Raw genomic sequence first — 26,205 nt, 5'->3', positions numbered from 1 at the left:
ACTTTCAGCAAAACGGACCTTAAATCAAGTCCAATTATGCGTAGGTTAGCTTGAAGAGACCCATGTTTTTCCCGCGGAGACCTCTGCCGCAAGAGCCTGATGTACCTATGAAAATCCAATCGATAGAAACGTTTACAGACGAATTCGTCTGCTTCGTCCGGGTGACGGCGGACACCGGCGCCACCGGGTGGGGGCAGGTTGCGCCGTATTATGCGGATATCACCGCCGAAGTGGTGCATCGCCAGGTCGCTCCCTACGCGCTGGGTGAAGACGCGTTCGACATCGCGCACCTGATGGACATCATTCCGGACAGGGAGCACAAGTTTCCGGGCTCCTATCTGCGCCGCGCCATGGGCGGGCTGGATACCGCGCTGTTCGACCTGAGGGGCAAGCTGGAAGGCAAACCGGTGTGTGAACTTCTCGGCGGCACACCTGGCCGGGTGCGAGCCTATGGCTCGTCGATGAAACGGGATATCACGCCGCAGGACGAGGCCGACCGGCTGAAAAAACAGCAGGACGATTTCGGCTTCACGGCCTTCAAGTTCCGGATCGGCGCAGAATGCGGGCGGGATCAGGACGAGTGGCCCGGCCGGACGGAAGAGATCGTTCCGACCATGCGCCGGGCCTTTTCCGACGACACGGCGCTGCTTGTTGATGCGAATTCCTGCTATTCGCCGCAAAAGGCGATCGAGATCGGACATTTCCTGCAGGACAACGGCATCTCGCATTACGAGGAGCCGTGCCCCTACTGGCATTACGATCAGACGAAACAGGTCACCGAGGCGCTGGATATCGATGTCACCGGCGGGGAGCAGGACTGTTCGCTGATCGACTGGAAGCGCATGATCGATCAGCGGGTCGTCGACATCATCCAGCCGGATGTCTGTTATCTCGGCGGCATGGTGCGCACCATGCAGGTGGCGGAGATGGCCGATCAGGCGGGCATACCGTGTACGCCGCACGCAGCAAACCTGTCACTGGTGACGCTGTTCACCATGCACCTGTTGAGAGCGATCCCGAATGCCGGCAAGTATCTCGAATTCTCGATCGAGCAGGAAGACTATTATCCATGGCAGACCGATCTTTACGTATCGTCGCCCTATACGATCACGGACGGCCACGCGACGGTGACGGACGCGCCGGGATGGGGCGTGGAGATCAACCCGGAGTGGCTTGCGAAATCCACGTACAAGATCAGTTCCCGGGAGCACTGAGATGACCCACGCAGACGATCTGATCGCGGAATACAACAAAACGGGCACGCTTGGTGCGCTGCCGGCCGGCCATTTCATCGACGGGGTGTCCTCGCAGCCGGCGCATAACCTGACCATGGAGAGTTTCGATCCGGGCGCGGGTGTGCCTTTCGCCCGCTTCACCGCCGGCACGAAAGAGGATGTGGATCAGGCCGTCGCCTCGTCGCGACGGGCATTCGACACGGTCTGGCGGGACATGGCCCCGGTTGAACGCTCAAGGATCCTGCAGCGGACATCCGCGCTGATCCTTGAGAACCTGGATCTGCTTGCGGTGGTGGAAACACTGGACAGCGGCAAGGCCCTGCAGGAAGCGATGGGCGATGTCAGGGGGGCGGCGCGCGCCTTCGAGTATTACGCCGGGGCCTGCGACAAGCTGCAGGGCGACAGCTTTCCGCTCGGTCCGGATTATGTTGGCTATACGATCCATGAACCGGTCGGCGTGACGGCCCACATCATTCCCTGGAACTTTCCGATTTCAACGGCCGCTCGCGGGTTTGCGCCCGCGCTTGCGGCCGGATGCACCGTTGTCGCCAAACCAGCGGAGCAGACGCCGTTTACAGCGCTGCTGCTCGCGGAGCTGCTTTTCAAGGCCGGTTTGCCTGAAGGTGTCTGCAACGTCGTCACCGGCACGGGTGCAGAGACCGGTGCGCCGCTGACCGCGCATCCCGATGTCGATCACATCACCTTCACCGGCTCGGTTCAGACCGGCCGGGCGGTCATGAAGGCGGCGGCGGAAGATATCACCCGCGTCGTTCTGGAACTCGGCGGCAAGTCTCCCGTGGTCGTCCTCGGCGACTGCGACCGCGAGCAGGCGCTTTCCGGTGTGCTCGGCGCGATCTACGAGAATGCCGGCCAGATCTGTTCCGCCGGGTCGCGTCTGGTGATCGAACAGAGCATTCACGACGACTTCGTGGCGGAGCTTGTGGCGCGGACGAAGGCGCTGAAGCTCGGGCACGGCCTCGGCAACCCGGATGTCGGGCCGGTGAATTCTTCCGAACACCTTGCCAAGATCAACGGTTTTCTCGACCGGGCGAGGGCCGGCGGCGCGGACATTGTCACCGGCGGTTCGATCACCGAAGACCCGGCGACGGGGCGCGGCTGGTTTTTTGAGCCGACCATCGTCGACGCCGTTTCGGCAGACAATGAACTGGCCCGCGAGGAAATCTTCGGGCCGGTGCTGACGGTGCAGATCGCGGAGGACGCGGACCACGCCCTCACGCTCGCCAATGACTGCCAATACGGTCTCGTCGCCGGGATCTACACCTCGGATTTCGCCAGGGCGCACCAGCTCGCCCGCAAGATCGACGCCGGGCAAATCTACATCAACGAGTATTTTGCCGGCGGGATCGAGGTGCCGTTCGGCGGAAACAAGAAGTCCGGCTTCGGCCGCGAGAAGGGCCTGGAAGGCCTGACCAGCTATTGCAAGACCAAGAGCATTGCAGCCAGGATCGGCTGACCTCCCACGTCAGCCCGTCCTGCTTGCCCTGGCCGGCTTCAGGTTCCCCGGAAGCCGGCCCTTTTTCTCGTATGTTAGGCGCCTGACAGACATCCGTGCTGACACGCGAGAGTTTAGGCGCGACTCGTCATCCCGGCCAAGCGAAGCGCGAGCCGGGACCGGGGAGGCAACGCCCCTTCGGTTGGTTTGGTGCACCATTCGGCGCATCGGGGTTCCCCGGCCCCGGGTCTCACGCAGTTCGCCCGGGGTGACGATTGGAGATGCGATGCGTTTTTCCCAGGTTATTGCATCTGATCAGGCGTTCCGCTGTCGTTCACCTCATCCTTAGGAAGCGCGAAGCGCTGTCTCTAAGGATGGGCTGCCAGCTTCAAGCATCTTTCACCCCTGTTCGCATCTCCGATCAGATTTACGCGTACCGTCTCTCCTAAGGTGTTCGCGCCACGCCCGATTTTACCCGGCGCAACGGGATCGAGCTTTCGATATTGGCGACGCCCGGAACCTTAGTGAGTTTCCCGGTCAGAAAAGTTTCGAACGCGGCGAGGCCGGTCGTGGCAACACGCAGGAGATAGTCGCGGTTGCCGGTCATCAGCCAGCAATCGACGACTTCGGGAAAGGTCTGGATCGCGTTTTCGAACTGGTCCAGCGACACATCAACCTGCTTGTCCAGCTGCACCGAGACGAAGACGGAGACCTCGTAGCCCAGGGCAACCTCGTCAATGAGGGCGCAATAGCCGGTCACGATGCCGCCTTCCTCCAGCTGGCGCAGCCGGCGAGCGACCGGTGTCGGACTGAGACCGACGCGCTCCGACAGGTCCTGAAGGGAGATTCTGCCGTTTTGCCGGAGTTCGCGCAGGATCTGGATATCGAATGCGTCCAGGTTGGAGGATTTCGCCACAATCAATCTCTTTTCTGCTGAATAAAGCCAATATCTATCCAATAGGCGTATGAAATAGCAAGAAATCCGCCTCACGCCGACGATAAATTGACGCGAACGCCATACTCATCAGGGATCGGGCAATGCATATCGAGCATCTCAAAACCATCGAAAAGCGGCTGCTGTGGCTGTCACACTGGATGATCCATCATGCCAACCACGTCCGGCCGAAGGTTGACGGGATCAAGGTCGGTGGCCACCAGGCGAGTTCGGCCTCGATGGTGTCGATCATGACGGCGCTCTACTTTTCCGCGCTCAGGCCCGAGGACCGTGTTGCCGTCAAACCGCATGCATCGCCAGTCTTTCACGCGATCCAGTATCTGATGGGCAACCAGAGCCGGGAGAAGATGGAAAACTTCCGCGGCTTCGGAGGTGTGCAGTCCTACCCGTCGCGCACCAAGGACAGCGACGACGTGGATTTTTCAACCGGCTCGGTCGGTCTGGGCGTTGCGATCACGTCCTTTGCCTCTCTGGTTCAGGACTACATTGCCGCCAAGCCGTGGGCGGCGGCGCGCCCGCTCGGGCGGATGATCGCGCTTGTCGGAGATGCGGAACTCGATGAAGGCAATGTCTACGAAGCCCTCCAGGAAGGCTGGAAAAACGATCTCAGAAACTGCTGGTGGATCATCGATTATAACCGGCAGTCGCTTGACGGCATCGTGCGCGAAGGCCTGTTCGACCGGGTGGAGAAAACATTCGATGCTTTCGGCTGGGATGTCGTGCGCGTGAAATACGGCGCTTTGCAGCGGGCTGCCTTCGCCGAACCCGGCGGTGGGCGACTGCGCGAATGGATCGATGCCTGTTCCAACCAGGACTACTCCGCCCTGACCTTCATGGGCGGCGCGATCTGGCGGCAGAGACTGATGGACGATCTCGGCGATCAGGGCGACGTCACCGCGCTGATCGACCGGCGCAGCGATGCGGAGCTTGCCGACCTGATGGAAAACCTGGGCGGCAACTGCACACAGACCATGGCCGAGGCGTTTGCAGCAATTGATCACGACCGGCCAACCTGCTTTCTCGCTTACACGGTCAAGGGGTGGGGGACACCGATTTCCGGCCACAAGGACAACCACGGCGGCCTGATGAACAAGGCCCAGATGCGCGACTGGCAGGCGCATATGGGTGTGCCGGAGGGAGAGGAATGGGAGCCGTTCGCCACGGTGGAAGACGTTCCGGCCCTGAAGGCGTTCCTCGATGGGGTTCCATTTTTCGCAAAGGGAACGCGGCGCTATTCCGACGCCCGGATCGACGTGCCCAGTATTGCCCTGCAGCCGGGAGGAGAGATCTCCACGCAAATGGCGTTCGGCAAGGTGCTCGATGATCTTTCCAAGGGGGACAGCAAACTCGCCGAGCGGATCGTCACGACGTCGCCGGATGTGACGGGGACGACAAATCTCGGTCCCTGGGTCAACCGGCGGAAGCTGTTCGCCCGCCACGCCATGGCCGATGCCTTCATCGAACATCGCATTCCGTCAACCGCCAAATGGGAGTTTACCCCGGACGGTCAGCATATCGAACTCGGCATCGCGGAAATGAACCTGTTCCTGCTGCTCGGGGCGGCGGGGCTGTCGCATTCGCTGTTCGGAGATCGCCTCATTCCGATCGGGACCGTTTACGATCCCTTTGTCTGCCGCGGCCTGGATGCCCTCAACTACGCCTGTTACCAGGATGCCAGGTTCATGATCGTCGGGACGCCGTCGGGGGCGACGCTGGCGCCGGAAGGCGGGGCGCACCAGTCGGTCGGCACGCCGCTGATCGGCATGAGCCAGGACGGGCTTGCGGCCTTCGAACCCGCCTTCGCGGACGAGCTTGCCGTGATCATGGAGTGGGCTTTCGACTATCTGCAGCGGGAAGGGGAAGGCGATCCGGACGAGCGGACCTGGTTGCGTGACGAAACGGGCGGCTCGGTCTATCTGCGCCTGTCGACCAACCCGATCGAGCAGCCCGTCAAGCGGGCCGACGAAGACTTTCGCCAGGGGGCGATCGACGGGGCCTATTGGCTGCGCAAACCCGGCCCGAACTGCGACGTCGTCATCGCTTATCAGGGTGTCGTCGCGCCGGAAGCGATAAAAGCCGCGGGGCAGCTCGCCGGCAACCGGCGGGACGTCGGCGTTCTGGCGGTCACATCTGCCGACAGGCTGAATGCCGGCTGGACCGCGGCGCAGCGGGCAAGATCGCGCGGCAATGCGGCCGCGATTTCGCATATCGAAAGGCTGACGGAGACGTTGCCGCAACACTGCAAGCTGATCACCGTCATCGACGGTCATCCGGCAACGCTTGCCTGGCTGGGCAGCGTCGCCGGCCACCAGACGATCCCGCTCGGCGTCGAGCATTTCGGTCAGACAGGCACGATCGGCGACCTCTACCGGCATTTCGGGATCGACGCGGACTCCATCATCGAGAAGGTCAACGGGCTGACCGCGGGCCGACGCATTTGAGTGGGTGCGCGCTTGATCCGGACGGCATCAGCGCTTGCCGCTCAAGCATTGCACAAGGGTTTGACGTGCCCATCAATCCGCAGCGTCCGCGTGGATGACCCAGGACGAACTGTCCATCCACAGTCCGGCATCATCCCTGGGAACGGCCTCGAAGAGACGATGGAGGTCGCTTTCTATGACGGCTTTCCTTGCTTGCGCTTCGGCTTCTGCAAGTCTGAAGATTTCTCCGGCCGGCCCAAGGGCGAGCTGGAAGGCGATCGCCTCCTCCACGGTCCGGCCCACCAGCACTTTGGCGTCGATCCTTTCGAAGCGAATGTTCCGGAAACCGGCAGCCTCCATGAGGGCGCGTGTCGCGGTTTCGTCGGCCATGGAAAACGGACCGGGACCACAGGAGGGCGCATTCGCGTCGGGCTGGGGCAGATGCGTCAGAAGGACCTCGCGGGCGGCGGAAAGCCAGGGGTTCGCGTCGCGGTCCCGCCACACGATATGCGTCAGGCGGCCCCCGGATTTCAAGGCCCTGCGCATGTTGCGCAGGCCCGCCACGGGATTGGAAAAGAACATCGTGCCGAAGCGCGCGAACACGTAGTCGAATTCGCCCCGGGGCAGGGACCTTTCGGCATCGCGGCAGGCGAAGCTGACGTTGCCGACCAGCATCTGTTCGGCGGCATGCCATGACTGGGCAACAAAGGCGGGCACGCAATCAATGCCGAGGACATGCCCGTCGTCACCTGTTCGTCCGGCGAGCGCGATGGCCGTGTCGCCGAAGCCGCAGCCGACATCCAGCACCCGATCTCCCCTGCGGATGGGCAGTGCGGGCATGATCGCCGCGCTGTGATGGCGCAGGCCGCCCACAAGGACATGCCGGTACTTCAGGAACTTCGGCGCCATCACCTCGATCCAGAAATCGACGATTGGCGTTGTTTCGGGACCGGATAAATGGTGAGGGGCCTGAAGGGCGTGTTTCGTCATGACTTTTTCCTCGGAGTGTAAATGCGTGTTGCGCTGGTTCAGGGCTTCGGCGCTGATGACTTGAGAAGGAATGACCTTGAAGGTCACGCGGTTCGTGCGCGGCGTTGCAGCACCCGGAAGGGGTTGGGCACCAGCATCGGCACGCGGGTCTGGTAGTCCCGGTAAGTCGCGCCGAATTCGCGGACCAGGGAGCGTTCTTCGAAATGAAGACCGATGAGGACATAGACGCTCATGGAGACGGCGAAAAACAAGTGGCCTGCGGTCATGTCGGGTGTTGCGAAGAAGACCAGAATGACGCCCAGTTGCATCGGATGGCGCACGAGCCTGTAGAGCATAGGTGTCTTGAAAACGGGCCGCGGTGCCGGAGCGCCGATGGCGCTCGCCCGGATCTGGCGCAAGCCGAAAAGCTCCCAGTGATCGATCAGGAAGGTGGACAGGAGCACCGTGATCAGGCCGGTGACAAAAACAGCATAAACCAGCAGAGCCCAAATGCCGTGTACCGACCAGATCGCGAACGGCATCGGTTTCCAGAACAGCATGAGAAGGGACAGGAAGGCAGCTGCCTGCAGCACATAGGTGCTGCGTTCCGCTTCTATGGGGATCAGTTTCGTCCACCGGTCCTTGAACCACTGACGGGCCATCAGGCTGTGAAAGAAGCCGAAAAGGAAGACAAGCAAAGCATTGATTGCAAGTGACGCCGGCAAATCGGACGGAACGCCGTCGTTGATCGCCTTCGGAACCGCGATGCCGAGCAGGAACCCGGCCATGTAAAGGAATGCGATATTGAAGAAAATATAGCAAAGGTTGCCGTAAAGCATCAGTCCGGGGCGTCTCATCCAAGGTCTCCATCTGCAAAGCGCCGCAGCTGCGGCAACCGCTGTGTTGATGTGACTTCAGATACGGTTTGAGCTTATTCCGCGATACTTCTGCAGATGTAGCAATGAGCTACGTATTGCGTAGTTAGGTCTCGTGTTCTAGAGGATATCCAGGAGGTCCGGCATGAAAAAATACGGCCAGTTCTGTCCCGTGGCAAAGGCGAGCGAGATCCTGGGCGATCCCTGGTCGATGCTGATCGTGCGCGAACTCCTGCTCGGGTCCAGTCGGTTTTCCAGCCTGCAGCGCGGCTTGCCGCGCATTTCACCGACCATCCTGAACAAGCGTCTGAAGGAGCTGGAAGCCTCCGGCGTCATCGTCAAGCGGCCGATCAGCGGCCAGCGCGGACATGACTATCGGCTGACGCCCGCCGGCAAGGAGCTGTCCGACGTTGTCCAGGCGCTGGCCGTGTGGGGAATGCGCTGGGCCCGGGACGAAATGGACGACGATGATCTGGATGTCACATTCCTGATGTTCGATATCCAGCGCAATCTCGCGCTCGACCAGCTGCCAGACGGGGAAACGGTGATCTGTTTCCAGTTTCCCGATCTGCAGGAGTTCGGAACCTGGTGGCTGATCTGCTCCGGCGGCGAAGTCGATCTCTGCTACCAGGATCCGGGCAAGGACGTGAACGCTTTCATCACGTCGCGGTCCCGCACGATGATGGAGGTCTGGATGGGAGACCGTCCGCTCTCGAGCGCGTTGAAAACCGACCAGATAAGCCTGGTCGGCGAAAGCGCCGTCTGCGCCCGGTTCGCCAAGTGGTTTCCGCTCTCAGAAGCCGCCGCGATCCCGCGTCCGTCCGAGAGCGAACGCGTTTAGCCGGGCGTACAGCCCAGTCAGGTCTCCGATGGTATCGGTGCATCGGGGTGGATCAGCTGCTCGCGTTTAAGATCCGACCACAGGCTGGCGGGTACCGGTGTTTCCAGAACCTCGACATTGGCCCTGACCTCGGCGGCACTCACGGCTCCGGGGATGACCGTCTTGACGCAGGGATGTCCGAGGACGAATTGAAGCGCGGCCGCGATCAGCGGCGTGTCGTGCGATTTGCAGACGGTGTCTATCCTGCGCACGCGTTCGAGGATCTCCGGCGGCGCATCAGCGTAGTTGTACTTGGCGCCCTCGACTGGACCGGTTGCCAGGATGCCGGAATTGTAGGGGCCGCCCAGGATGATGCCGACATCGCGTTTTTCACAAAGCGGCAGAAAACTCTCCAGAGCCTCCTGTTCCAGGAGCGTATACCGGCCGGCCAGCAGGAAGCCGTCGAAATCCCCGAGGCCGAGCAGCTTCTCGCAGACCTGCCATTCGTTCACACCCGCGCCGATGGCCGCGACGTCTCCGGCGTCCTTCAATTCGCATAAGGCCCTGTAGCCGCCGCCGTCGAACAGCTCCCTGACCTTGGCGTCGCTCTGTTCCTGTGAACCTTGCGAAAAGACGCAGACATCATGCACCAGCAGAATATCGGCGTTGCCGATTTTCATGCGTTCGCGGCTGGCTTCATAGCTGCGCATGACACCGTCATATGTGTAGTCGAACACGATCCGCTTCCGCGGCACGTTGACGAAGGCTTCCGGGGTAACTTCATGCGGCTCGCAATCAAGAAGAAGACGGCCGATTTTCGTCGAGAGCTGGACATTGTCCCTGCCGAACCTTGCCAGCGCCTCGCCGAACCTTCGTTCCGAAATCCCGAGCCCGTATTGAGGTGCCGTGTCGAAGTAGCGGATCCCGGCGTCAAACGCGGCCTGCAGGGCCGCCTGGGCGTCCGTTTCGGACACTTCACGGTAGAGATTGCCGAGGGGGGCTCCACCGAAACCCATTTTCGTAAGCGGGACCTGCCTTTTCGTGCGGCCGTTCAACAAGGTGGTGTCGGTTACCTTCATGCGGGGTTCCTGTATCAGCGGGACTGGAAAAGTTCCGGTCGGGTTTCGGCAAGCGCTTCGATGCGCGGCATCAATTGTCCGAGATGGTGACGCAGTGCGGCTTGTGCCGCGTCCGGGTCGCGGTTCTGAATGGCGTCGAAAACGGCCCGGTGTTCTTCCAGGGTTTCGACCGCGCGGCCGGGCGTGGGCAGCATCAGCATGCGTGCCCGCGTCACCTGCAGCGACACCAGCCGCGCGACCGCTTTCAGCCTCGGGTATCCCGTGAACAGCATCAGCAGTTCGTGAAACTCCTCGTCCGCCTGGTAGAATCCCAGGATGTCGCCATCTTCAATGAGAAGTGTCTGAAGCCGCATGTTCCTGTTGATCTGCGCGAACTGGTCTTCTGTCCGGTCCGAGGCAACCTTTGCGACGCTCGCCAGTTCCAGAGCCTGTCTCAGAAAAGAGCCTTCGCGGATATCATCCATCGAGAAATAGGCGACGCGGGTTCCCGATTGCGGGATGACGTCGACGAGGCCTTCGTTGGCAAGCCTTGCGATCGCTTCTGAAACGGGAGACCGCGACACGCCGAGTTTTTCGCAAATCGGTGCCTTGCGCAGCACTTCTCCCGGTCTGAACTGCAAGGACAGGATTGCTTCCTGGAGGGCCAGATAGACCTTCTGGGCAAGCGAGCCCTCGAACGCATTGATGTCCTGGAGCCGCGCCGCATCGATGTCGGTATTTGTCATGATCGCCTCTTGCTGACTAACATGTTAGTTGACAAGATCAGCAAGTCAAGATAGGTCGTGGGGAGAATAATGACCCACACACTTGAAGACCTTTGGTGCGGGAGAGGCGCGGTATGATCGGAAGCGGATTCATCAAGCTCAGGCCGGACGACAATGTCGTCATCGCCTTGCGACCGCTTCCCGCAGGCACGGAACTTGACGGAGTGTCTCGGGCTTTGAGCGGTCAGATCCAGCCGGGTCACAAGATCGCGTCTTCGGCAATTTCCAAGGGAGACAACGTCTATCGCTACGGTCAGGTCATCGGACAGGCGAAGACGGACATCCTGCCCGGAGAACACGTGCATTCGCATAATCTGGGCATGCAGGACCACAGTCTGCAGACACATGAATTCGCCTCGCACAATACGCCGTTGCCGGGGATCGACCATTTAAGAACGTTTCTTGGATACAGGCGCGCCGACGGACGCACCGGCACGCGCAATTATCTCGGCATTCTCACCTCGGTGAATTGTTCGGGGTCCGTCGCCCAGTTCATCGCGGAGGCGGCCGAGAAAAACGGGCTTCTCGACCGGTTCCCGAACGTGGATGGTATCGTGCCGATCGTGCACGGGACCGGCTGCGGCATGTCGGGTGAAAACGAAGGATACGCGGCGCTCTTCCGGACGCTGTCAGGCTACGCACAGCACCCGAATTTCGGCGGCATCCTCCTGATCGGCCTCGGCTGCGAGGTCATGCAGATTTCCGATCTTGTCGGCGGACGCCCGATCCGGGCGGACGGCGCCCTGCGCTACATGACCATTCAGCACGAGGGCGGTACGCGCAGGACCATCGAGAAGGGGCTTGAGGAACTCGAGGGGATCGCCGGAATTGCCAACAAGGTGGCGCGGAGCCCCGCGCCGATAAGCGATATCACGGTGGGCATGCAATGCGGTGGCTCCGACGGCTATTCCGGCATCACGGCCAATCCCGCGCTCGGGTTTGCCTCGGACCTGATCGTGCGTCACGGCGGCACCACAATCCTGTCTGAGACGCCCGAGATCTACGGCGCGGAGCACCTGTTGACCCGCCGGGCTCAATCGCGGGATATCGGCGAAAAGCTGCTGGAGCGCATCCGATGGTGGGAGGAGTACACCACCCGGCACGGCGGTGAAATGGACAACAATCCAAGCCCGGGAAACAAGCGCGGCGGCCTGACGACGATCCTTGAAAAGTCTCTGGGGGCTGTTGCAAAGGGCGGGACTGCGCCGCTCGCCGGCGTTTACGAGTTTGCCGAACCGGTCGACCGGAAGGGCTTCGTTTTCATGGACAGCCCCGGTTTCGACCCGTGTTCGGTGACAGGACAAGTGGCGTCGGGATCAAACCTGGTCGTGTTCACCACCGGACGGGGATCCGTCTCCGGCTACAAGCCGACGCCGTGCATCAAGCTGGCGACGAACTCGGACATGTACCGACGCATGTCCGAGGACATGGATCTCAATTGCGGCGACATCGTCACGGACGGTGTGACCATCGAGCAAAAGGGCGAGGAACTGTTCGAACTGCTGCTTCGCGTCGCATCGGGCGAACACACGAAAAGCGAGGAACTCGGCTTTGGCGGTGTCGAGTTCGTTCCCTGGCAAATTGGAGCGGTGATGTGAGGCGTCTTGAGGGGAAAACCATCCTGATCACCGCTGCGGGTCAGGGCATGGGAAGAGCGAGCGCAATCGCCTGTGCGGCGGAAGGTGCGAAGGTCATCGCAACGGACAAGAACGTGGAGCTGCTGGACGGCCTCGACGGGATCGAGACCCACGGGCTCGACGTGACCGACGGCACCGCGATCAATCAATTCGTTGCGTCCCTTCCCGACCTCGACGGCCTGTTTAACGTCGCGGGCATGGTGCATCACGGCACCCTGCTGGACGTGACCGACGAGGACTGGGAGCGCGGTTTCGATCTGAATGTGACATCCATGATGAAGCTGACGCGCGCCTGCCTGCCGGGCATGCTGCGGCAGGCGGAAAAAACCGGTTCGGCCTCGATCGTCAACATGTCCTCCATGGCCAGTTCCATAAAGGGATTTCCGGTCAGGACGCTTTACGGGGCATCCAAGGCTGCCGTGATCGGTCTGACCAAGGGCATCGCCGCTGATTTCGTCACCAAGGGCATCCGTTGCAATGCGCTTTGTCCGGGTACGGTCGACACGCCGTCCCTTCGCGGGCGGATTGCCTCTGCTCCGGATCCGGTGCAGGCCGAAAAGGATTTCATCGCGCGACAGCCGATGCGGCGGCTGGCACAGGTTGCGGACATCACACCCATGGCGATCTACCTGCTTTCGGACGAAAGCCAGTTCGTGACCGGACAGGCACTGGCGGTTGATGGCGGCGTCACGATCTGAAAAAACGACGGCGCGTGATGCACGCCCCTGTCCTTTCGAATACGTACCGGAATCCGGTGATGCGGGCTTCTTCCGGCAAGGCGCATCCCATATGAATGACCCGGCGCTTGCAGCCGTCCGTTGCGGTTGACCGGCAGACCACTGGCGAAACGAGAGAACTGACACATGAAATTGCTGCGTTACGGCCCGGCAGGGCAAGAAAAACCCGGATTGCTCGACGACGACGGACATGTGCGCGACCTTTCCGCACACGTGACCGATATTTCCGGCGACAGCCTGCTGCCGGAGAAGGTGGCGCAGCTGAAAGGCCTCGATGCAAGCAGCCTACCCCTTGTTCCGGGGCAGCCCCAGGAGGATCTCAGGCTGGGACCGTGTGTCGGCAGCGTCGGCAAGTTCATTTGCATCGGCCTGAACTATGCCGACCATGCTGCCGAGTCGGGACTGGATGTGCCGCCTGAACCCGTCGTTTTCGGAAAGTGGACCTCCGCAATCGTCGGCCCCGACGATGATGTCGAGATTCCGCGCGGCTCGGAAAAGACGGATTGGGAAGTCGAGCTCGGTGTGGTGATCGGCAAGGGCGGCAAATATATCGCGGAAGCAGACGCCTTGCAGCATGTTGCCGGTTTCTGCGTCATCAACGACGTTTCGGAACGCGACTTCCAGCTGAACCGGGCAGGGACCTGGGACAAGGGGAAGGGCAGCGACACCTTCGGACCGCTCGGGCCCTGGCTCGTGACGCCGGACGAAGTCGGTGATTTCGATCAGCTTGCCATGTGGCTCGAGGTTGACGGCCACCGGTATCAGAACGGCTCGACGTCGACCATGGTGTACAAGGTTCCACACCTGATCAGTTACTGCAGCCGCTTCATGAGCCTGCAGCCGGGCGACGTGATCTCGACCGGAACCCCTCCGGGTGTCGGCATGGGTCAGAAGCCGCCGGTCTATCTCAAGGGCGGTGAAGTCATGCGTCTTGGTATCGAAAAACTCGGCACCCAGACCCAGAACGTCAAGACCGCCTGATACCAGGGTCCGGCGTCACTTGGTCTCGGCGACATAGACGCCGTCCCAGTTTGCAGGGGGCGGTGTCTTCTTGAAATTCTCGATCCTTGCCCGGAACGTCGCGGCGAGCCTTGCCAGTTCGCCGTCCCCCGCCTCCGAGATTTCCAGGCAACGGGCCAGTGCAGCGTCCCAATCCTGATTGCGGTAGTGGCGCAGCATGTCTTCAAAGCTTGCCTTGCCGGCCGCAAATGTCTGGTTCAGCGCCATGTCGACGTCCCCCAGAAGGCAGAAAATGCGCTCCGGTTCCTGCTTGCCCTTGACCCGAATGAGATCGGCCTCAACAAGTGCAAACAGATCGCTGACCCTCTCCGCAGTGCTGTTTCCGATCAGGATGGTGACGCCGTATACCTTGGTCTGTCCTTCGAGCCTTGACGCGAGATTGACGGAATCGCCGAGCACCGAGTAGTCGAAGCGGAACTCGGAACCCATGTTCCCGACAACACAGTCACCGGTGTTTATCCCGACCCCGATGTTGAGAGGGAAGAACTCCTGCCCGTCCGCCCGGGCTTCCCGCATCCGTTCCTCGTTGAGCGTGCGCATGCGATTGACCATGACCAGGGCTGCCTCGCAGGCGTGGATTTCCTGACTATCGTCGTCTAGCGGCGCGTTCCAGAAGGCCATGATCGCATCGCCCATGTATTTGTCGATGGTTCCGCGCTTTTCCATGATGCCGTTGGACAAAGGCGTCAGAAAGCGGTTCATCAGGCTGGTCAGCCCCTGCGGGTTCGACGCGAAGCTTTCCGAGATGTTGGTGAAGTTGCGGACATCGGAAAACAGCACGGTGGTCCGCCGCCTTGCGCCACCGAGTGTGAGGTTCTCCGGATTCCGCGCGATCTGTTCGACATAGTCCGGCGCAAGGTACTGTGAGAATGCCGACCTGATTTCCTGTCTCTGGATCTCTTCCCTGCGATAGTTGATGAAGACGAGCAGGATATAGACGCTCAGGCTTGCAAACAGCGGATAGCCTGCGTCCAGGAGAAGCTGTTCACTGGAAAAGAAGTACCAACTGCCCGCGGCCCAGCTCGCCGCCAGCACAAAGCCGAAGACGAGCACCGGAAGGGCGCCGAGAATTGGCACGAGCAGAAGTGTCAGGAGCGACAGGACCGTTGTCGCGACAAGTTCTGCGCCCAATGCGTAGTTCGGCCGCGTCAGAAAGGACTGACTGAGAATATTCTCCAGTATCTGCGCATGTACTTCGACACCGGGCATTGCCGGGTTGACGGGTGTCGCCTTCAGATCCAGCAGGCCGGTCGCCGATGTGCCGAACAGGATCAGGTGGTTCCGGATCCTTGAGGCGTCGAACGTGCCTTTGGCAATATCGGCCGCGGAGATGAAACGTTGCGGATTGGATGGCGTATAGTGAACCCAGATCCGTCCGTTCCTGTCAGTCGGCACCTCAACACCGCCGACCACGACCGCGCTGATACCGGCTTCGTTGCTTTTCACCGCGAAGGCATTTTGCCCGGTTGCGACGCGCAGCAATTCCACGCTGAGAGCGGGGTGGACCTTGCCTTCGACAACCACTGTCAGGGCTGCGCGCCGCACGATGCCGTCGGGATCGGGATAGATGGAAAACAATCCCTTTCCGGTCGCGGCGTCTTCCAGGAGAGGAATGTTTCTCAGCAGCTTCGGATATTCGAACATGAACGCCGTGGGATCCGGGCCGAGGAGAGCAACCGGTGTTTGCGGCTGCTCCGGCCGGTCCGCCGTTATGAAATCGACGCCGCCCGCCTGGCCGACAACCACGCGCACCCGGCGCATGGCATCGCTCATTGCCTTGTCCGTGGACGGCAGGGCAGCCAGTTCCCCGAGCGCCGCCTCGCTCAGGCCGCGAATGGTCTTGCCATACTGATCCGGAGAGAGCCGATCGGGTTCCGCAAAGACAACGTCGAAGGCGACCGCGATACCGCCTGCCTGCGCGATGTTGTTCAGGATGTCAGCCATGGTTGTGCGCGCCCAGGGCCATTGACCGAGTTGCGCGAGACTTTTCTCGTCGATGTCAACGATCGTGACGGGAACGTCCTCATACACACGCGGCTTGAGCACCTGATAGAAATCGAAAGTCTTGAGGCGAACGAGTTCCACGACGAACGGGTCGAGAAGACGCACCCCGAGCAAGACGATCAGCAATACAAACGCCGAAAGGCGCGCGACGCCGAAAACGGAATTCAGTTTTCGGATCAGCTGTTTCATCGAATGTCGGAAAGCATCGGCAGGCGTGCCCGGCAGACTTCCGAGGCAGGTTCAGGAAACAATCGTGTCCGGTGTCTGGGCACCGTCATCGGAAAAGACAAAATCAATAATTCCTCCCGCATCGACTGATTGCAGCACGGCCACGTCCCGGAATTCCGACGGGCCGCCAGAGCCGTCACGATCGACGCTGACGACCGCGTCTGCGCCTTCCTGTTCAACCTTCACGTAGTCGCCGATAGTCCCGGAGCTGAAGTTGGCGTCCAGCAGGCCCGACAGATCGAGCCTGTCCTCACCGCTGTCGAAATCGACTATGACATCTGCGAAATCATCGTGTGAAAGGATAAAGGTGTCTGCACCGCCGCCGCCGATCAGGGTATCAAGCCCGGCGCCGCCATCCAGTTCTTCTGCCAGTTCGCTTCCGATCAAAAGATCATCGCCGGCACCGCCGATCGCCTTTTCGATCACGGTTCCATGCGCGATGCCGATGTTGTTCGTCATGCCGTTTGCTGACGATAGGGCACCCGGGTTCAGGTTCAGGATTGCAGGCGTGTCCCAGCCGGAAAAGTCGAGGATGTCCGAGCCGTCCGCGTCGTAGATTGCAAGAACCGGGTTTGCATTGGCGGTGAAGTCGTAGATCGATCCGGTTTCGGAACTGTTGAAGCCGTATGTGGTGTCGCCAGCGCGGGTTTGCGAGCCGGCGCCATATGCAAGCTGGATCGCGGAAATGTCTTCCACCATCGGCGTTTGCGCATAGGTCCAGTCGCCCTGTTCGTTCCACCAGTCCGAGCCAACGCGGTCTGCCGTTACCGATGACATGATGCTTTGAAGCTGGGAGACCGTCTCAGGGGTATGTTCGAGCCCGAGCGCGTGCCCGACCTCGTGCATCAGAACCTGGAATGCGAACGTGCCGGGTGCGAAGCCATCCCCGCCGATTGCCTCCGCGTTGGTGACGATCGTACTGCCTGTCCGGGTTACGAATGTCTCTGCGGAAGAAATTTCCGACGAGTGCAAAAAGCGGACTGTAGCCGGCTCACCATCTCCGGCCGGGGCGATTTTCAAACCTGAGACATCTGCCCAAACAGACAAGGCGGCGACCGCTGCCATCTGCTGTGCGGGGGTGTAGGCCGACAATCCGGACCCGGTTTGGTTTGCTGCCGGGAAAGCGTAGGTTACGGTCGGCACGGCGAGTGTATTTCCAAGCGTGACCGCATTCCCGATCGGACCCGTGAAGGTTTGCTGGACTTCAGGACCTTGACCCGTCTGATCCGCGACGGGAACGAAATTCAAACCCGCGCTATTAGCGCCAATGCCGGTACCGGTCACGACAACGGACGCAATGGCCGTTGCGAAACCGCCATTGCCGTCAGCGACCGTGTACTGAAAACTGTCCGTGATTATCTGTCCGTCTGCAAGGAAATCGAAAGCATTGCCGGTGTCATAGATGACCATGCCGTTTTCAATTGTTAAGCTGGCGTCGAACAGACTGCGCTCGGAGACGCTTGCCAGAGAAATCGTGTCGCCATCCGAATCCGAGGCGTTTTCCAGGAAGCGCTCGGCGTCGTAACTGGTTGTTCCGCCCGCAAGCACTTGTGAACCGACGATGCCGGCCGTGCCGATTGCAAGCCGCGCGCCGACGATGCCGCCGTCCGTTTCGTCGAAGCTTCCGACATTGAAGCGTATCGTGTAGTCGCCCGGCGTTTCAATGGCGAGGCTCAGGTTCTGTGGTTCTGCGGTGGCCCTGAACGGCAGCATCTCGGAAAACACGGCTTCGATCTCACCGGTATCCTGGTTGATCAGGTCTGCCGTTATCACCGCCGCGTCGCCAGTGCCGATCGACTTGCCTGCAAAAACGCGATACTCGAACTCGACAAGGTCACCTGCAAACGCAAAGAACACGTCGCTTTCCAGCGACGGGCCGAATGCAGTTCCGATATCCGGTCCATCCCGGAAACTATCAAGCAAGCCGGAGAACCGGATATCGGCAACGCGCAGGTCACCGGGGATCAGCGCACCGGACTGGTCAATGTCGAACGAGAATGAGTAGCGGGACGCTATGGTCTCGCCGTTGGGGCCTTCCTGCGGACCGGTGATCTGCTGCCAGCCCGCGTAGCCGTCTTCGAAGCCGCTGTTGGGCGTGGCGTTCGATACGAGCTCAAAGTCTTCCGCGACCGGAGCGTCGTTGATACCCTGAACCGTTATGGTGACCGTTGCCGGGTTCTCCGATACGAGTCCAGTGCTGTCCACGGCGGTGTACTGAAACGAGATCTCCTGCGTCGTATTGGCGCTGAGGCCGTCGAACGCACCGTTGGTGTCGAATGTGAATGTCCCGTCTTCGGACACATCAAGAAGGCCGATTGACGGTTCGGACAAGGTGAACAATGAAATCGTGTCGCCTTCATCCGGGTCGTAGCCAAGGAATGGTGCCGTAATGCTGCCGTTTGCCGCAACCGTCAGGTCGATGTCGAAGACCAGTGGCGCATCCGCGACCGGCTGGATGAAAATTGGCAACTCCGCCTCAACGGATTGCTGGCCAACGACAACCGTCAGATCGAGTCCCCCGGTTTCGCTGTTCGGTGTCGGGGTATAGCTTATGGTCGCAAGGGCGGCATTGATATCCGTTTCGCGACCGGAGAACGTAACCACCTCGTCGTCGGTGCCGTCTCCTTCCAGAAAGGTCAACCCTGTAATCTGAGCCAGTGTGACGGTCGATCTCGCCACGATCGTGACGGTTGCGATACCATTGCCGGGAATCTCAACATTCAACCCGCTGAAGACGAACGGCTGGTCTTCGGGTGTCGTCAGATTGGGGGGCAGGATCAGCGCAAGGCTGTTGTCTTCGACCGGAAGCACCGAGCTATCGTCGATCTGTTGCTGCAGATTGTTCGAAGGGGGCGACGCATCCCGAAGCGCGGGGCCGGAGCGGTCACGGTCGCCGATGCCGGATGGCCCGTCATTGCTGAGGCCGCTGCTGCCGTCACCAAGTGGAGACAGGTCCGGATCGGACAGTTCCGGCACCGGGCCGCCGTTCAGTTCGTTGGCGCCTGAATCGGTGCTGCCGGGACCGCCGGGGGCCTGGGAGCCGTCCGGGCCTGTGTCATTGGGGTTCTGCTGACCGAGGCCAGCGGCACCGTAGGCACCATAGGCCTGCTGCAGTTGTCCTTCGGCGGCGGCGAATTCGGACGGCGTCCTGGGTGTTATGATCGGAACCGTTCCGGGCGCGGTGACAAGAAACGTTGAATCGGTCGTATTCACGGTTCCGATCAGCTGGCCGGTCACCTTGTCGAACAGCTGATAGAACCCGAGTTGCCCACCCGGATCCAGCGCAAGCGCAAATCGCGTCGCCCCATCCAGCGTGCTGATGTCGACGATGGGTGTCGTTCCTCGAATGCCCATCGTTGCCGTCGGCGTTTCGATTCGCATGTCGCCGGTGGGAGCGACCTGTCCGGTTACGAAAACGAAGCTTCCCTGGACCAGGTTCATAACCATGGAGTTCCCCGACCCGCCTGGCGCGTAGACAAGTTCGTCCAGAACCATGCGGGCGTCCGCCGACAGGGTGAAGAGTGTTTCGTCCAGGAACACTATGACGAGAGAGGAATTTCCGGCTGTCTGAACCACATCGCCCTGGAAGACTGTGTCGCCCGAAGAAAGCGTGACAGTCGTTCCGTCCGTCCGCAGCGCGGTTGCTGACCCTTCCGCAGACTGAACATTTCCGATTGGAGTGCCTGCACTTCCGGCGCCGGCCTGTGCATATTGGCCAGGTGCCTGCGCCCCTGCCAGCCGTTCGACGGTGTCGCCCCTCAACACCGCCCCTTCAACGGTTTCGAGATCCTGCAGATGCGCTTGTGCGAAGTAATTAAGGATCGTCAGGGTCCCGTGATCATCATGCTGGATCACAAGATCAGGGCCTTGCCTCGCGTAATTTCCGCGAAACAACAGAGCTGAATCCTGAATTCGAGGCAGGCCATTAGCCGCGTCGACAACCGCACTATTTTCAGTTTCCGTAAATGTAATTCCGGAACTCGGAATGCTAGTCACGACACATGCTCATCAGCAGGATTAACAAAAGCGCGAAAACGGACAGCAATAGATTTAATTTTTGTTTAACACTTTTTTAACAAAAAGTCTTTGCCGTGTCCAAATAAACTGCGCTATGGTTATTGAGTGGGCAGGATTAATTACGGACTTGGAGGAATGTCGGTCTTAAAATTCCGCAGAGTAATTCGTTCGGAGTGGGGAAAATGCCTGGTTAAAATTGTCAGTGCATTTTTGGTTTGGTGGTATGATTAATTTTTTGCAATCTAAAATTGCAATTGTTGTGAAGAGCGTCAATTTTCTTCTTCGGCCCAACGCCGGGTTCCTTGAATCCCGCGTTCTGGTCTTGCCGCTGGTCCTCGCAAGCCCCGTTTTCACGCCTGCATATGCGCTGACACTGGATGAAGCCATCTCACAGGCGGTGACCACGAACCCGCAGGTCCTTGCTGCTGCCGCCAACCGCCGCTCGGTCGCTTCCGAATATGATCAGGCACTGGGTGCCTATCTGCCGACAGTCGACCTCGAAGCCTCCTTCGGTGCACAGTATATCGACCGTCCCAACTCGCTTGAAGTGACCGATAACCGGGAGTGGCGCAATGCCCGTGAGGCGACGCTGGTCGCCAGACAGGTCTTTTTCGACGGCTTTGCGCGTGCAAACGAAATTTATCGGCAATCAGCGCGTATCGACGGTTCCGCCGCCCGGGTAATGGAGCGTGCGGAGCTGACCGGGCTCGATGCGGCCGAGGCCTTTCTCGACGTCTTCCGGCATCACCGGATCCTGCGCGCCGCCGATGACAATATCCGCGAGCACGTGCGGCTGCTCGGCATCGTGCGCACCAAGGTTCAGGGCGGTTCCGCGACGGAGAGTGAACTGCGGCAGGCGGAAGAGCGGGTTGCCGCGGTTCATGCGGTGCGTGCGGACGTCCTGCGGGAGCTGGGTGCGGCGAATGCGCGGTTCCAAAGTGTCATCGGCATTGCGCCGCCAGCTCTCGAGGCACCACGTCATCCGAGATCTGTGCCGAAGTCGCAGGCCAGCGCGATCGCAACCGCACGCAACAATCATCCGTCGCTCAAGGCCGGCTCCGCAGACGTGGATGCTGCAACGGCAGATTATGACAAGTCCCAAGCGCCGTTCCTGCCGAGCCTGGGCGTGGAGGGACTGGCCTCGGTCGGCGAGGATCTGGACGGGACACCGGGACGGAACAACGAGTTTGCCGTTCGCATGACCATGTCGTGGAACCTGTTCAACGGAACGATCGACACCAATCGGCGGCGGCAGCTGAGCGAAAAGGTGACGGAAAGCAAGATGCAGCTCGATCAGCTGCGGCGCACGGTCGACGAGACCGTCCGCAGGTCGTGGAGCGACATCGTTGCCAATGACATCCGTCTGAAGGCCTTGCGCGATCAGACGGTTGCGGCCGAAGCCGTGATCGAGAGCTATGAAAAGGAATACGAGGCAGGCCTCCGCGATCTTCTGGATCTGCTGATCGCACAGAATTCGGCCTTTACCGCACGTGTTCAACTGATCAGTTCAGAAACCATATCCGTGTTTTCCCGCTATCGACTGCTGGCATCCACGGGCAGTCTGCTGGCCTCCGTTGGCGTAGCCGCGCCACCGGAAGGCGCGCCCGGGTCGGACGACGTGCCCTGGTTTGTCGGATCCAGGGGACTGATCGAACCACTGCGCAAGTGGTGAGGCGGCCGCGGTGGACGGAGTTGACAAAACGATCCACTTCGATGCGTCCGACACCTCGGACGACACACATGACATCGGGCATGCAGCCAAGGCCGGATCGCAAGAGACGTCAAACGGACTTGTGGATGCGCTGATCCGGATTGCTCGATTCCACGGCATCGTTGCGAACAGGGCTGAATTGTTGCGCGGACTTCCGGCGTCTCCGGCCGGTTTGTCAGTCAAGCACCTTGAGGCTGCAGCGCAGCGGCTCGGCCTGTCGGTGCGGGTGGATCAGATGGACGCAAGATCCATCCCTGCCGTAACGCTTCCCGTCATCGTCCTGACAGAGGAAAAGCCCGCCTTCGTGGTCGAAAGGATCGACCAGCGCGAAGGAACTGCCCGGGCCTGGTCGGCCGCGTTTTCCGAAGGAGAACGGACGCTTCCGCTTGCAGATTTTTCCGGGTCGAAGCATCCGGTCGTCGTGTTCGTCAGTGTCATGGCGCGCAGCCGCTCGCCGGAAGACCGGACCGAGACGCCGAAGGACTGGTTCTGGTCTGCCGTGCGCCGGTTCTGGCCAAGCTACACGCAAGTTGTGATCGCCGCCCTGATCGGCAACCTGCTCGGGCTCGCCAGTCCGCTCTTCATCATGAATGTCTACGACCGGGTGATCCCCAACCTGGCCATTCCGACGCTCTGGGTGCTGACGCTGGGCGTGCTCATCGCGTTTCTGTTCGATTTCATCTTCAAGATGCTGCGCATGAAGATCGTCGATGAAACCGGACGGCGTGTCGACATGGCCGTCGCCGGACGCATGTTCGACCATTTCCTACGATTGAAGATGATCGCGCGGCCACCATCAACCGGCGGGGTTGCCAACCAGGTTCGCGATCTCGATTCCGTGCGCGATGCGCTGACATCTTCCACGGTCATCGCGGCGACCGATTTCCTGTTCATCGGCATATTCGTCTGGGTCATGTGGCTTCTGGTCGGACCGCTCGCCCTTGTGCCCGCGATTGCGGTGCCGGTCGTCATCGCGGTGACGGGCCTTGTCCAGTTTCCCCTGTCGCGGGCACTTGCAGAGAGCCAGCAGGACGCAGCGCGCCGGCAATCCATTCTGGTGGAGACGGTTTCTTCGCTCGAGACGATCAAGGTCAGCGGCGGGGAGAGCTGGTTCCGGCGTTTATGGGACCGTGCCGTTGCCGCCGCCAGCCGGTCGACCACGACAGCCCGCTACTGGGCCAATGTCGCCTCCTCCTTCACGGGCGTCGTGTTCCAGCTCGTGTCGATTACCATCGTCGTCTGGGGCGTATTCCTTGTCCTCGACGGCCTGATCACAATCGGCGCGCTGATCGCCGCGAACATCCTCGCAGGCCGGGTGCTCGCTCCCCTGAACAACATTGCGCAGACGCTGGCCCGCCTTCTGCACGCGCGAAGCGCCTTGAGGAGCCTGGACGGCCTCATGAAATCCGAAACCGAGAGCGGCTACACCGCCCGGGATATTTCCGGGTTCGGGAAGACCGGGATCGCCTTCCAGAGCGTGTCGCTGCACTATCCCGGGAACTCGGTTCCGGCGCTTGAGAACATCAGCTTTTCCACCGAACCGGGTGAGAAGATCGGCGTGATCGGACGCGTCGGATCCGGAAAGAGCTCGCTTGTGCGCATCCTGGCCGGTCTTTATGAGCCGGATGCGGGAACCTATCTCCTCGGTGGCATCGACACACGGCAATTCTCGGCAGCCGATCTCAGGTCGATGGTCGGGCTGTGCCTGCAGGACGCGGATCTGTTTACCGGCACACTCCGGGAGAACATCCTGATCGGCGCTCCCTATGCATCGGCAGCCGCGCTTGAACGTGCGGTCGAACTCGCCGGGGTCAATTTCTTCGCCGCGCGCCACCCGGACGGTCTCGACATGCATATCGAGGAACGGGGGCGCAGCCTGTCGGGCGGGCAAAGGCAGGCGGTCGCCCTGGCGCGATGTCTTGTCAGATCGCCGCGGATCATCTGCCTGGACGAGCCCACGGCCTATCTCGACATCATGTCGGAACGACAACTTTGCGACCGGCTGCGGCAGATCGCGGATGACGGCATCACGCTGTTTGTGGCCACCCATCGCGACGGGCCGTTGGATCTCGTCGACCGCATTCTTTTGCTGGACAAGGGCAAGCTGCTGATGGACGGCGCGAAGGATGTGGTCGTCGCCCGGCTGAAGGCGGGTGCGAAGGCCGGCTACCAGTCGCAGGCATCCGGTACGGGGGGCGGCCATGTCCCGGGTTGAGGAGACATTTGCCAACGACGTGCGCGAGGCTCTGGCCCGCCGGACCAACACCGGTGTCTGGGCGCTTCTGTTCGCGGTGCTTCTGCTGCTCGGTGCCTTCATTGCCTGGGCCTATCTTGCGGAAATAGAAGAAGTCACGACAGGCGACGGCCGTGTCATCCCGTCCAGCCAGATCCAGGTGGTGGAATCTCTTGAAGGCGGGCTGGTCGCGGAAATCTTCGTCAAGGAGGGCGATGTTGTCGACGCAGGCGAACCGCTCGTCCGGATCGACGATACCGATTTCGCCGCCGATCTCGGTGAATTGCAGAAGCAGCGCAGCGCGCTGTTCATCCGCGCCCGCAGGCTGGACGCCGAAGCGCAGGGAACGGGCCTTGATCTGACGGGTGGCGGTTTCGATCAACTGGCAGCTGCCCGCGAGATGGCACTCTTCAACGCACGCGCCACCGCGCTGAAGCAGGAACTTTCGGTCATCGAGCAGCAGCTTTCCCAGCGCCGGCTTGAAAAGGTGGAACTGGAAACGCGGCTCAAGAGCCTCCGGCTGTCCGCCGAACTCCTGAACGAGGAACTTGCAAGTGCGCGGAACCTGTCGGCCGCAGGCGCCTATCCGAAGATGGACCTGCTTCGCCTCGAACGTGAAGCACAGGGCGGCACGCTGGAGGTCGAGCTTGTGAACGCCTCTATTCCCAGGTCTGAGGCAGCCATCACCGAGGCGGCCGCGCGCCTCGAAAGCGCCGTACTCGGCTTCCGGGCACGGGCCCACGAGGACCTGACCCGGACGCTCAACGAGCTGACGATCCTCGACGAAACGATCAAATCCGCGCAAGACAAGGTCCGCCGCACGGTGCTCCGGGCACCGGTGCGCGGGATCATCAACAAGTTCTCCGTTGCAACCATCGGGGCAGTGGTTTCGCCCGGGGAGAGCCTTTCGGAAATCGTGCCACTGGACGACAGCCTCCTGATCGAGGCGCAGATCCGTCCGCAGGACGTTGCCTTCCTCTTTCCCGGACAGCCGGCACGGGTCCGGGTGACCGCCTATGACTTCACCGTCTATGGCGACCTGCCCGGTGTTGTCGAACGGATCGGTGCGGACACGATCACCAACGAAGAGGGAACCACGTTCTACAGGGTGATCCTGCGGACCGAGCGCAACTGGCTCGGCTCGGAAAGCAAACGTTTACCAATAATCCCGGGAATGGTGGTGAGCGCATCGATCTTAACCGGGAATAAAACCGTTCTCGACTACCTCTTGAAGCCGATCATCAAGGCGCGTTCGGAAGCTTTACGGGAACGATAACGGAGCATCGGCGTGCCTGAACGGGGCAGACGTCGATGCGGTATGGTTCCGGGCTCTGGAGAGGGCTCGCAGTCTTGTTTTTCTTCTGTTTGGTGTTTGCAGCCGGAGCACAGGCGTCCGAGCTGACACGTCTGGCCGACATCTCCCGGATCATCTCACACAATGGACAGGGCGTGCACGCGAATGTGCAGCGGGTGCCCTTGGCGGCAACCCATGCCGGGCTTGATTTCAATCGCCGGTCCGATACGACGCTTGCGCGGCGCTGGGGCATGTCAAGGCCGAGGCTGGAAGCCGAAGCGGACTGGCTTGCCTCCTGTTCACGCGGGGCCTGCCGGGACAGGCGGATCGAACCGTGGATGAAGGCCGTTGCCGTCATCAGGGCCACCCCCAGAAAGTCTCGGCCTGCACGTGTTCAGGCACTTCTGTCCCGCCGTATCCACTATGTCAGCGACCTGGCCATCGACGACCACTGGGCCAATCCGCTTGCAACGCTGCTCGGCCGGGCAGGCGATTGCGAAGACCACGCGCTTTTGAAGCGCGCCATGCTGATGGCCGCCGGGTTCAGCGACGCGGAGGTGCCGCTTCTCGTGCTGGAGACTGCGAAGGGCCAGGGCCACATGACGCTGCTGGTCGCCCAATCAGATCATGCGCTGGTCCTCGACAACCGCTTCCGCAGCCCGGTGCGGCTGGGTTCCCTGGGCAAGGACAGGATTGTCGCGGTCGCATCAGGTGCAGGCTATTTCGTCGCCAGATGAACCGGCCGTTTCGCGTT

18 protein-coding genes are annotated in these 26,205 nt (G+C 60.9%); 11 read left to right on the top strand and 7 right to left on the bottom strand.

Features of this window, described 5'->3' with window-relative positions; translation table 11 throughout:
• Positions 1–107 precede the first annotated feature (107 nt).
• Positions 108–1,214 carry a mandelate racemase/muconate lactonizing enzyme family protein gene (locus tag ACO07N_RS02385; protein ID WP_421979490.1) on the top strand — a complete coding sequence of 369 codons (1,107 nt, stop codon included), beginning with the start codon at positions 108–110 and terminating at the stop codon, positions 1,212–1,214.
• Between the two features lies 1 nt (position 1,215).
• On the top strand, positions 1,216–2,709 hold the full coding sequence (locus ACO07N_RS02380; RefSeq protein ID WP_421979489.1) for an aldehyde dehydrogenase family protein: 1,494 nt from the start codon (positions 1,216–1,218) through the stop codon (positions 2,707–2,709).
• A 424-nt stretch (positions 2,710–3,133) separates the two neighbouring features.
• On the opposite strand, the gene ACO07N_RS02375 is transcribed toward ACO07N_RS02380, so the two are convergent.
• Positions 3,134–3,604, bottom strand: coding sequence for an Lrp/AsnC family transcriptional regulator (locus ACO07N_RS02375; RefSeq protein WP_421979488.1), 471 nt, complete (start codon positions 3,602–3,604; stop codon positions 3,134–3,136).
• A 122-nt stretch (positions 3,605–3,726) separates the two neighbouring features.
• Between ACO07N_RS02375 and ACO07N_RS02370 the strand changes: the two genes are divergently transcribed.
• Entirely contained in the window at positions 3,727–6,084 is a 2,358-nt protein-coding gene (locus ACO07N_RS02370; protein ID WP_421979487.1) for a transketolase-like TK C-terminal-containing protein, read from the top strand.
• Positions 6,085–6,156: 72 nt separating this feature from the next.
• Here ACO07N_RS02370 and ACO07N_RS02365 read toward each other — a convergent pair whose 3' ends face one another.
• Entirely contained in the window at positions 6,157–7,053 is an 897-nt protein-coding gene (locus ACO07N_RS02365) for a class I SAM-dependent methyltransferase (RefSeq protein WP_421979486.1), read from the bottom strand.
• An 83-nt stretch (positions 7,054–7,136) separates the two neighbouring features.
• Positions 7,137–7,889 (bottom strand): methyltransferase family protein, encoded by a 753-nt coding sequence (locus ACO07N_RS02360; protein WP_421979485.1) that lies wholly within the window; start codon positions 7,887–7,889, stop codon positions 7,137–7,139.
• 163 nt (positions 7,890–8,052) lie between these two features.
• Between ACO07N_RS02360 and ACO07N_RS02355 the strand changes: the two genes are divergently transcribed.
• Positions 8,053–8,748 (top strand): winged helix-turn-helix transcriptional regulator, encoded by a 696-nt coding sequence (locus ACO07N_RS02355; RefSeq protein ID WP_421979484.1) that lies wholly within the window; start codon positions 8,053–8,055, stop codon positions 8,746–8,748.
• A gap of 17 nt (positions 8,749–8,765) precedes the next feature.
• Here ACO07N_RS02355 and ACO07N_RS02350 read toward each other — a convergent pair whose 3' ends face one another.
• Together ACO07N_RS02350 and ACO07N_RS02345 are read right to left on the bottom strand one after the other, a co-directional pair.
• Positions 8,766–9,806: an aldo/keto reductase gene (locus ACO07N_RS02350; protein WP_421979483.1), complete on the bottom strand. Its 1,041-nt coding sequence runs from the start codon at positions 9,804–9,806 to the stop codon at positions 8,766–8,768.
• A 14-nt stretch (positions 9,807–9,820) separates the two neighbouring features.
• Positions 9,821–10,531 (bottom strand): GntR family transcriptional regulator, encoded by a 711-nt coding sequence (locus ACO07N_RS02345; RefSeq protein WP_421979482.1) that lies wholly within the window; start codon positions 10,529–10,531, stop codon positions 9,821–9,823.
• A gap of 113 nt (positions 10,532–10,644) precedes the next feature.
• Here ACO07N_RS02345 and ACO07N_RS02340 point away from each other — a divergent pair, with 113 nt between their 5' ends.
• The 3 genes from ACO07N_RS02340 (at position 10,645) to ACO07N_RS02330 (ending at position 13,925) form a co-directional block, all read left to right on the top strand.
• A complete protein-coding gene (locus ACO07N_RS02340) occupies positions 10,645–12,168 on the top strand; it encodes a UxaA family hydrolase (RefSeq protein WP_421979481.1) in 1,524 nt (507 codons plus the stop codon).
• Complete coding sequence (locus ACO07N_RS02335; RefSeq protein ID WP_421979480.1) at positions 12,165–12,905, top strand: SDR family oxidoreductase; 741 nt, start codon at positions 12,165–12,167, stop codon at positions 12,903–12,905. The genes ACO07N_RS02340 and ACO07N_RS02335 overlap by 4 nt, the downstream gene beginning before the upstream one ends.
• Before the next feature lie 165 nt (positions 12,906–13,070).
• A complete protein-coding gene (locus ACO07N_RS02330) occupies positions 13,071–13,925 on the top strand; it encodes a fumarylacetoacetate hydrolase family protein (RefSeq protein WP_421979479.1) in 855 nt (284 codons plus the stop codon).
• A gap of 15 nt (positions 13,926–13,940) precedes the next feature.
• Here the strand turns inward: ACO07N_RS02330 and ACO07N_RS02325 are convergent, their stop codons facing one another.
• On the bottom strand, positions 13,941–16,157 hold the full coding sequence (locus ACO07N_RS02325) for a CHASE2 domain-containing protein (RefSeq protein WP_421979478.1): 2,217 nt from the start codon (positions 16,155–16,157) through the stop codon (positions 13,941–13,943).
• A 51-nt stretch (positions 16,158–16,208) separates the two neighbouring features.
• Positions 16,209–20,051: a M10 family metallopeptidase C-terminal domain-containing protein gene (locus ACO07N_RS02320; protein WP_421979477.1), complete on the bottom strand. Its 3,843-nt coding sequence runs from the start codon at positions 20,049–20,051 to the stop codon at positions 16,209–16,211.
• Between the two features lie 421 nt (positions 20,052–20,472).
• Between ACO07N_RS02320 and ACO07N_RS02315 the strand changes: the two genes are divergently transcribed.
• The 4 genes from ACO07N_RS02315 to ACO07N_RS02300 are packed head-to-tail and all read left to right on the top strand — an operon-like array spanning position 20,473 to position 26,188.
• A complete protein-coding gene (locus ACO07N_RS02315; protein ID WP_421979476.1) occupies positions 20,473–21,885 on the top strand; it encodes a TolC family outer membrane protein in 1,413 nt (470 codons plus the stop codon).
• Between the two features lie 10 nt (positions 21,886–21,895).
• Complete coding sequence (locus ACO07N_RS02310) at positions 21,896–24,139, top strand: type I secretion system permease/ATPase (protein WP_421979475.1); 2,244 nt, start codon at positions 21,896–21,898, stop codon at positions 24,137–24,139.
• Positions 24,126–25,433, top strand: a complete 1,308-nt coding sequence (locus ACO07N_RS02305; protein WP_421979474.1) for an HlyD family type I secretion periplasmic adaptor subunit — start codon at positions 24,126–24,128, stop codon at positions 25,431–25,433. Before ACO07N_RS02310 ends, ACO07N_RS02305 begins: the two co-directional genes overlap by 14 nt.
• A 35-nt stretch (positions 25,434–25,468) precedes the next feature.
• A complete protein-coding gene (locus tag ACO07N_RS02300) occupies positions 25,469–26,188 on the top strand; it encodes a transglutaminase-like cysteine peptidase (protein ID WP_421979473.1) in 720 nt (239 codons plus the stop codon).
• The last annotated feature ends 17 nt before the right edge of the window (positions 26,189–26,205 follow it).

It is taken from the genome of Roseibium sp. (assembly GCF_965229775.1).
Taxonomy (GTDB): domain Bacteria; phylum Pseudomonadota; class Alphaproteobacteria; order Rhizobiales; family Stappiaceae; genus Roseibium.
Note: the sequence above shows the minus strand (reverse complement) of the source record. Positions and strands in the feature narration are given on the sequence as shown.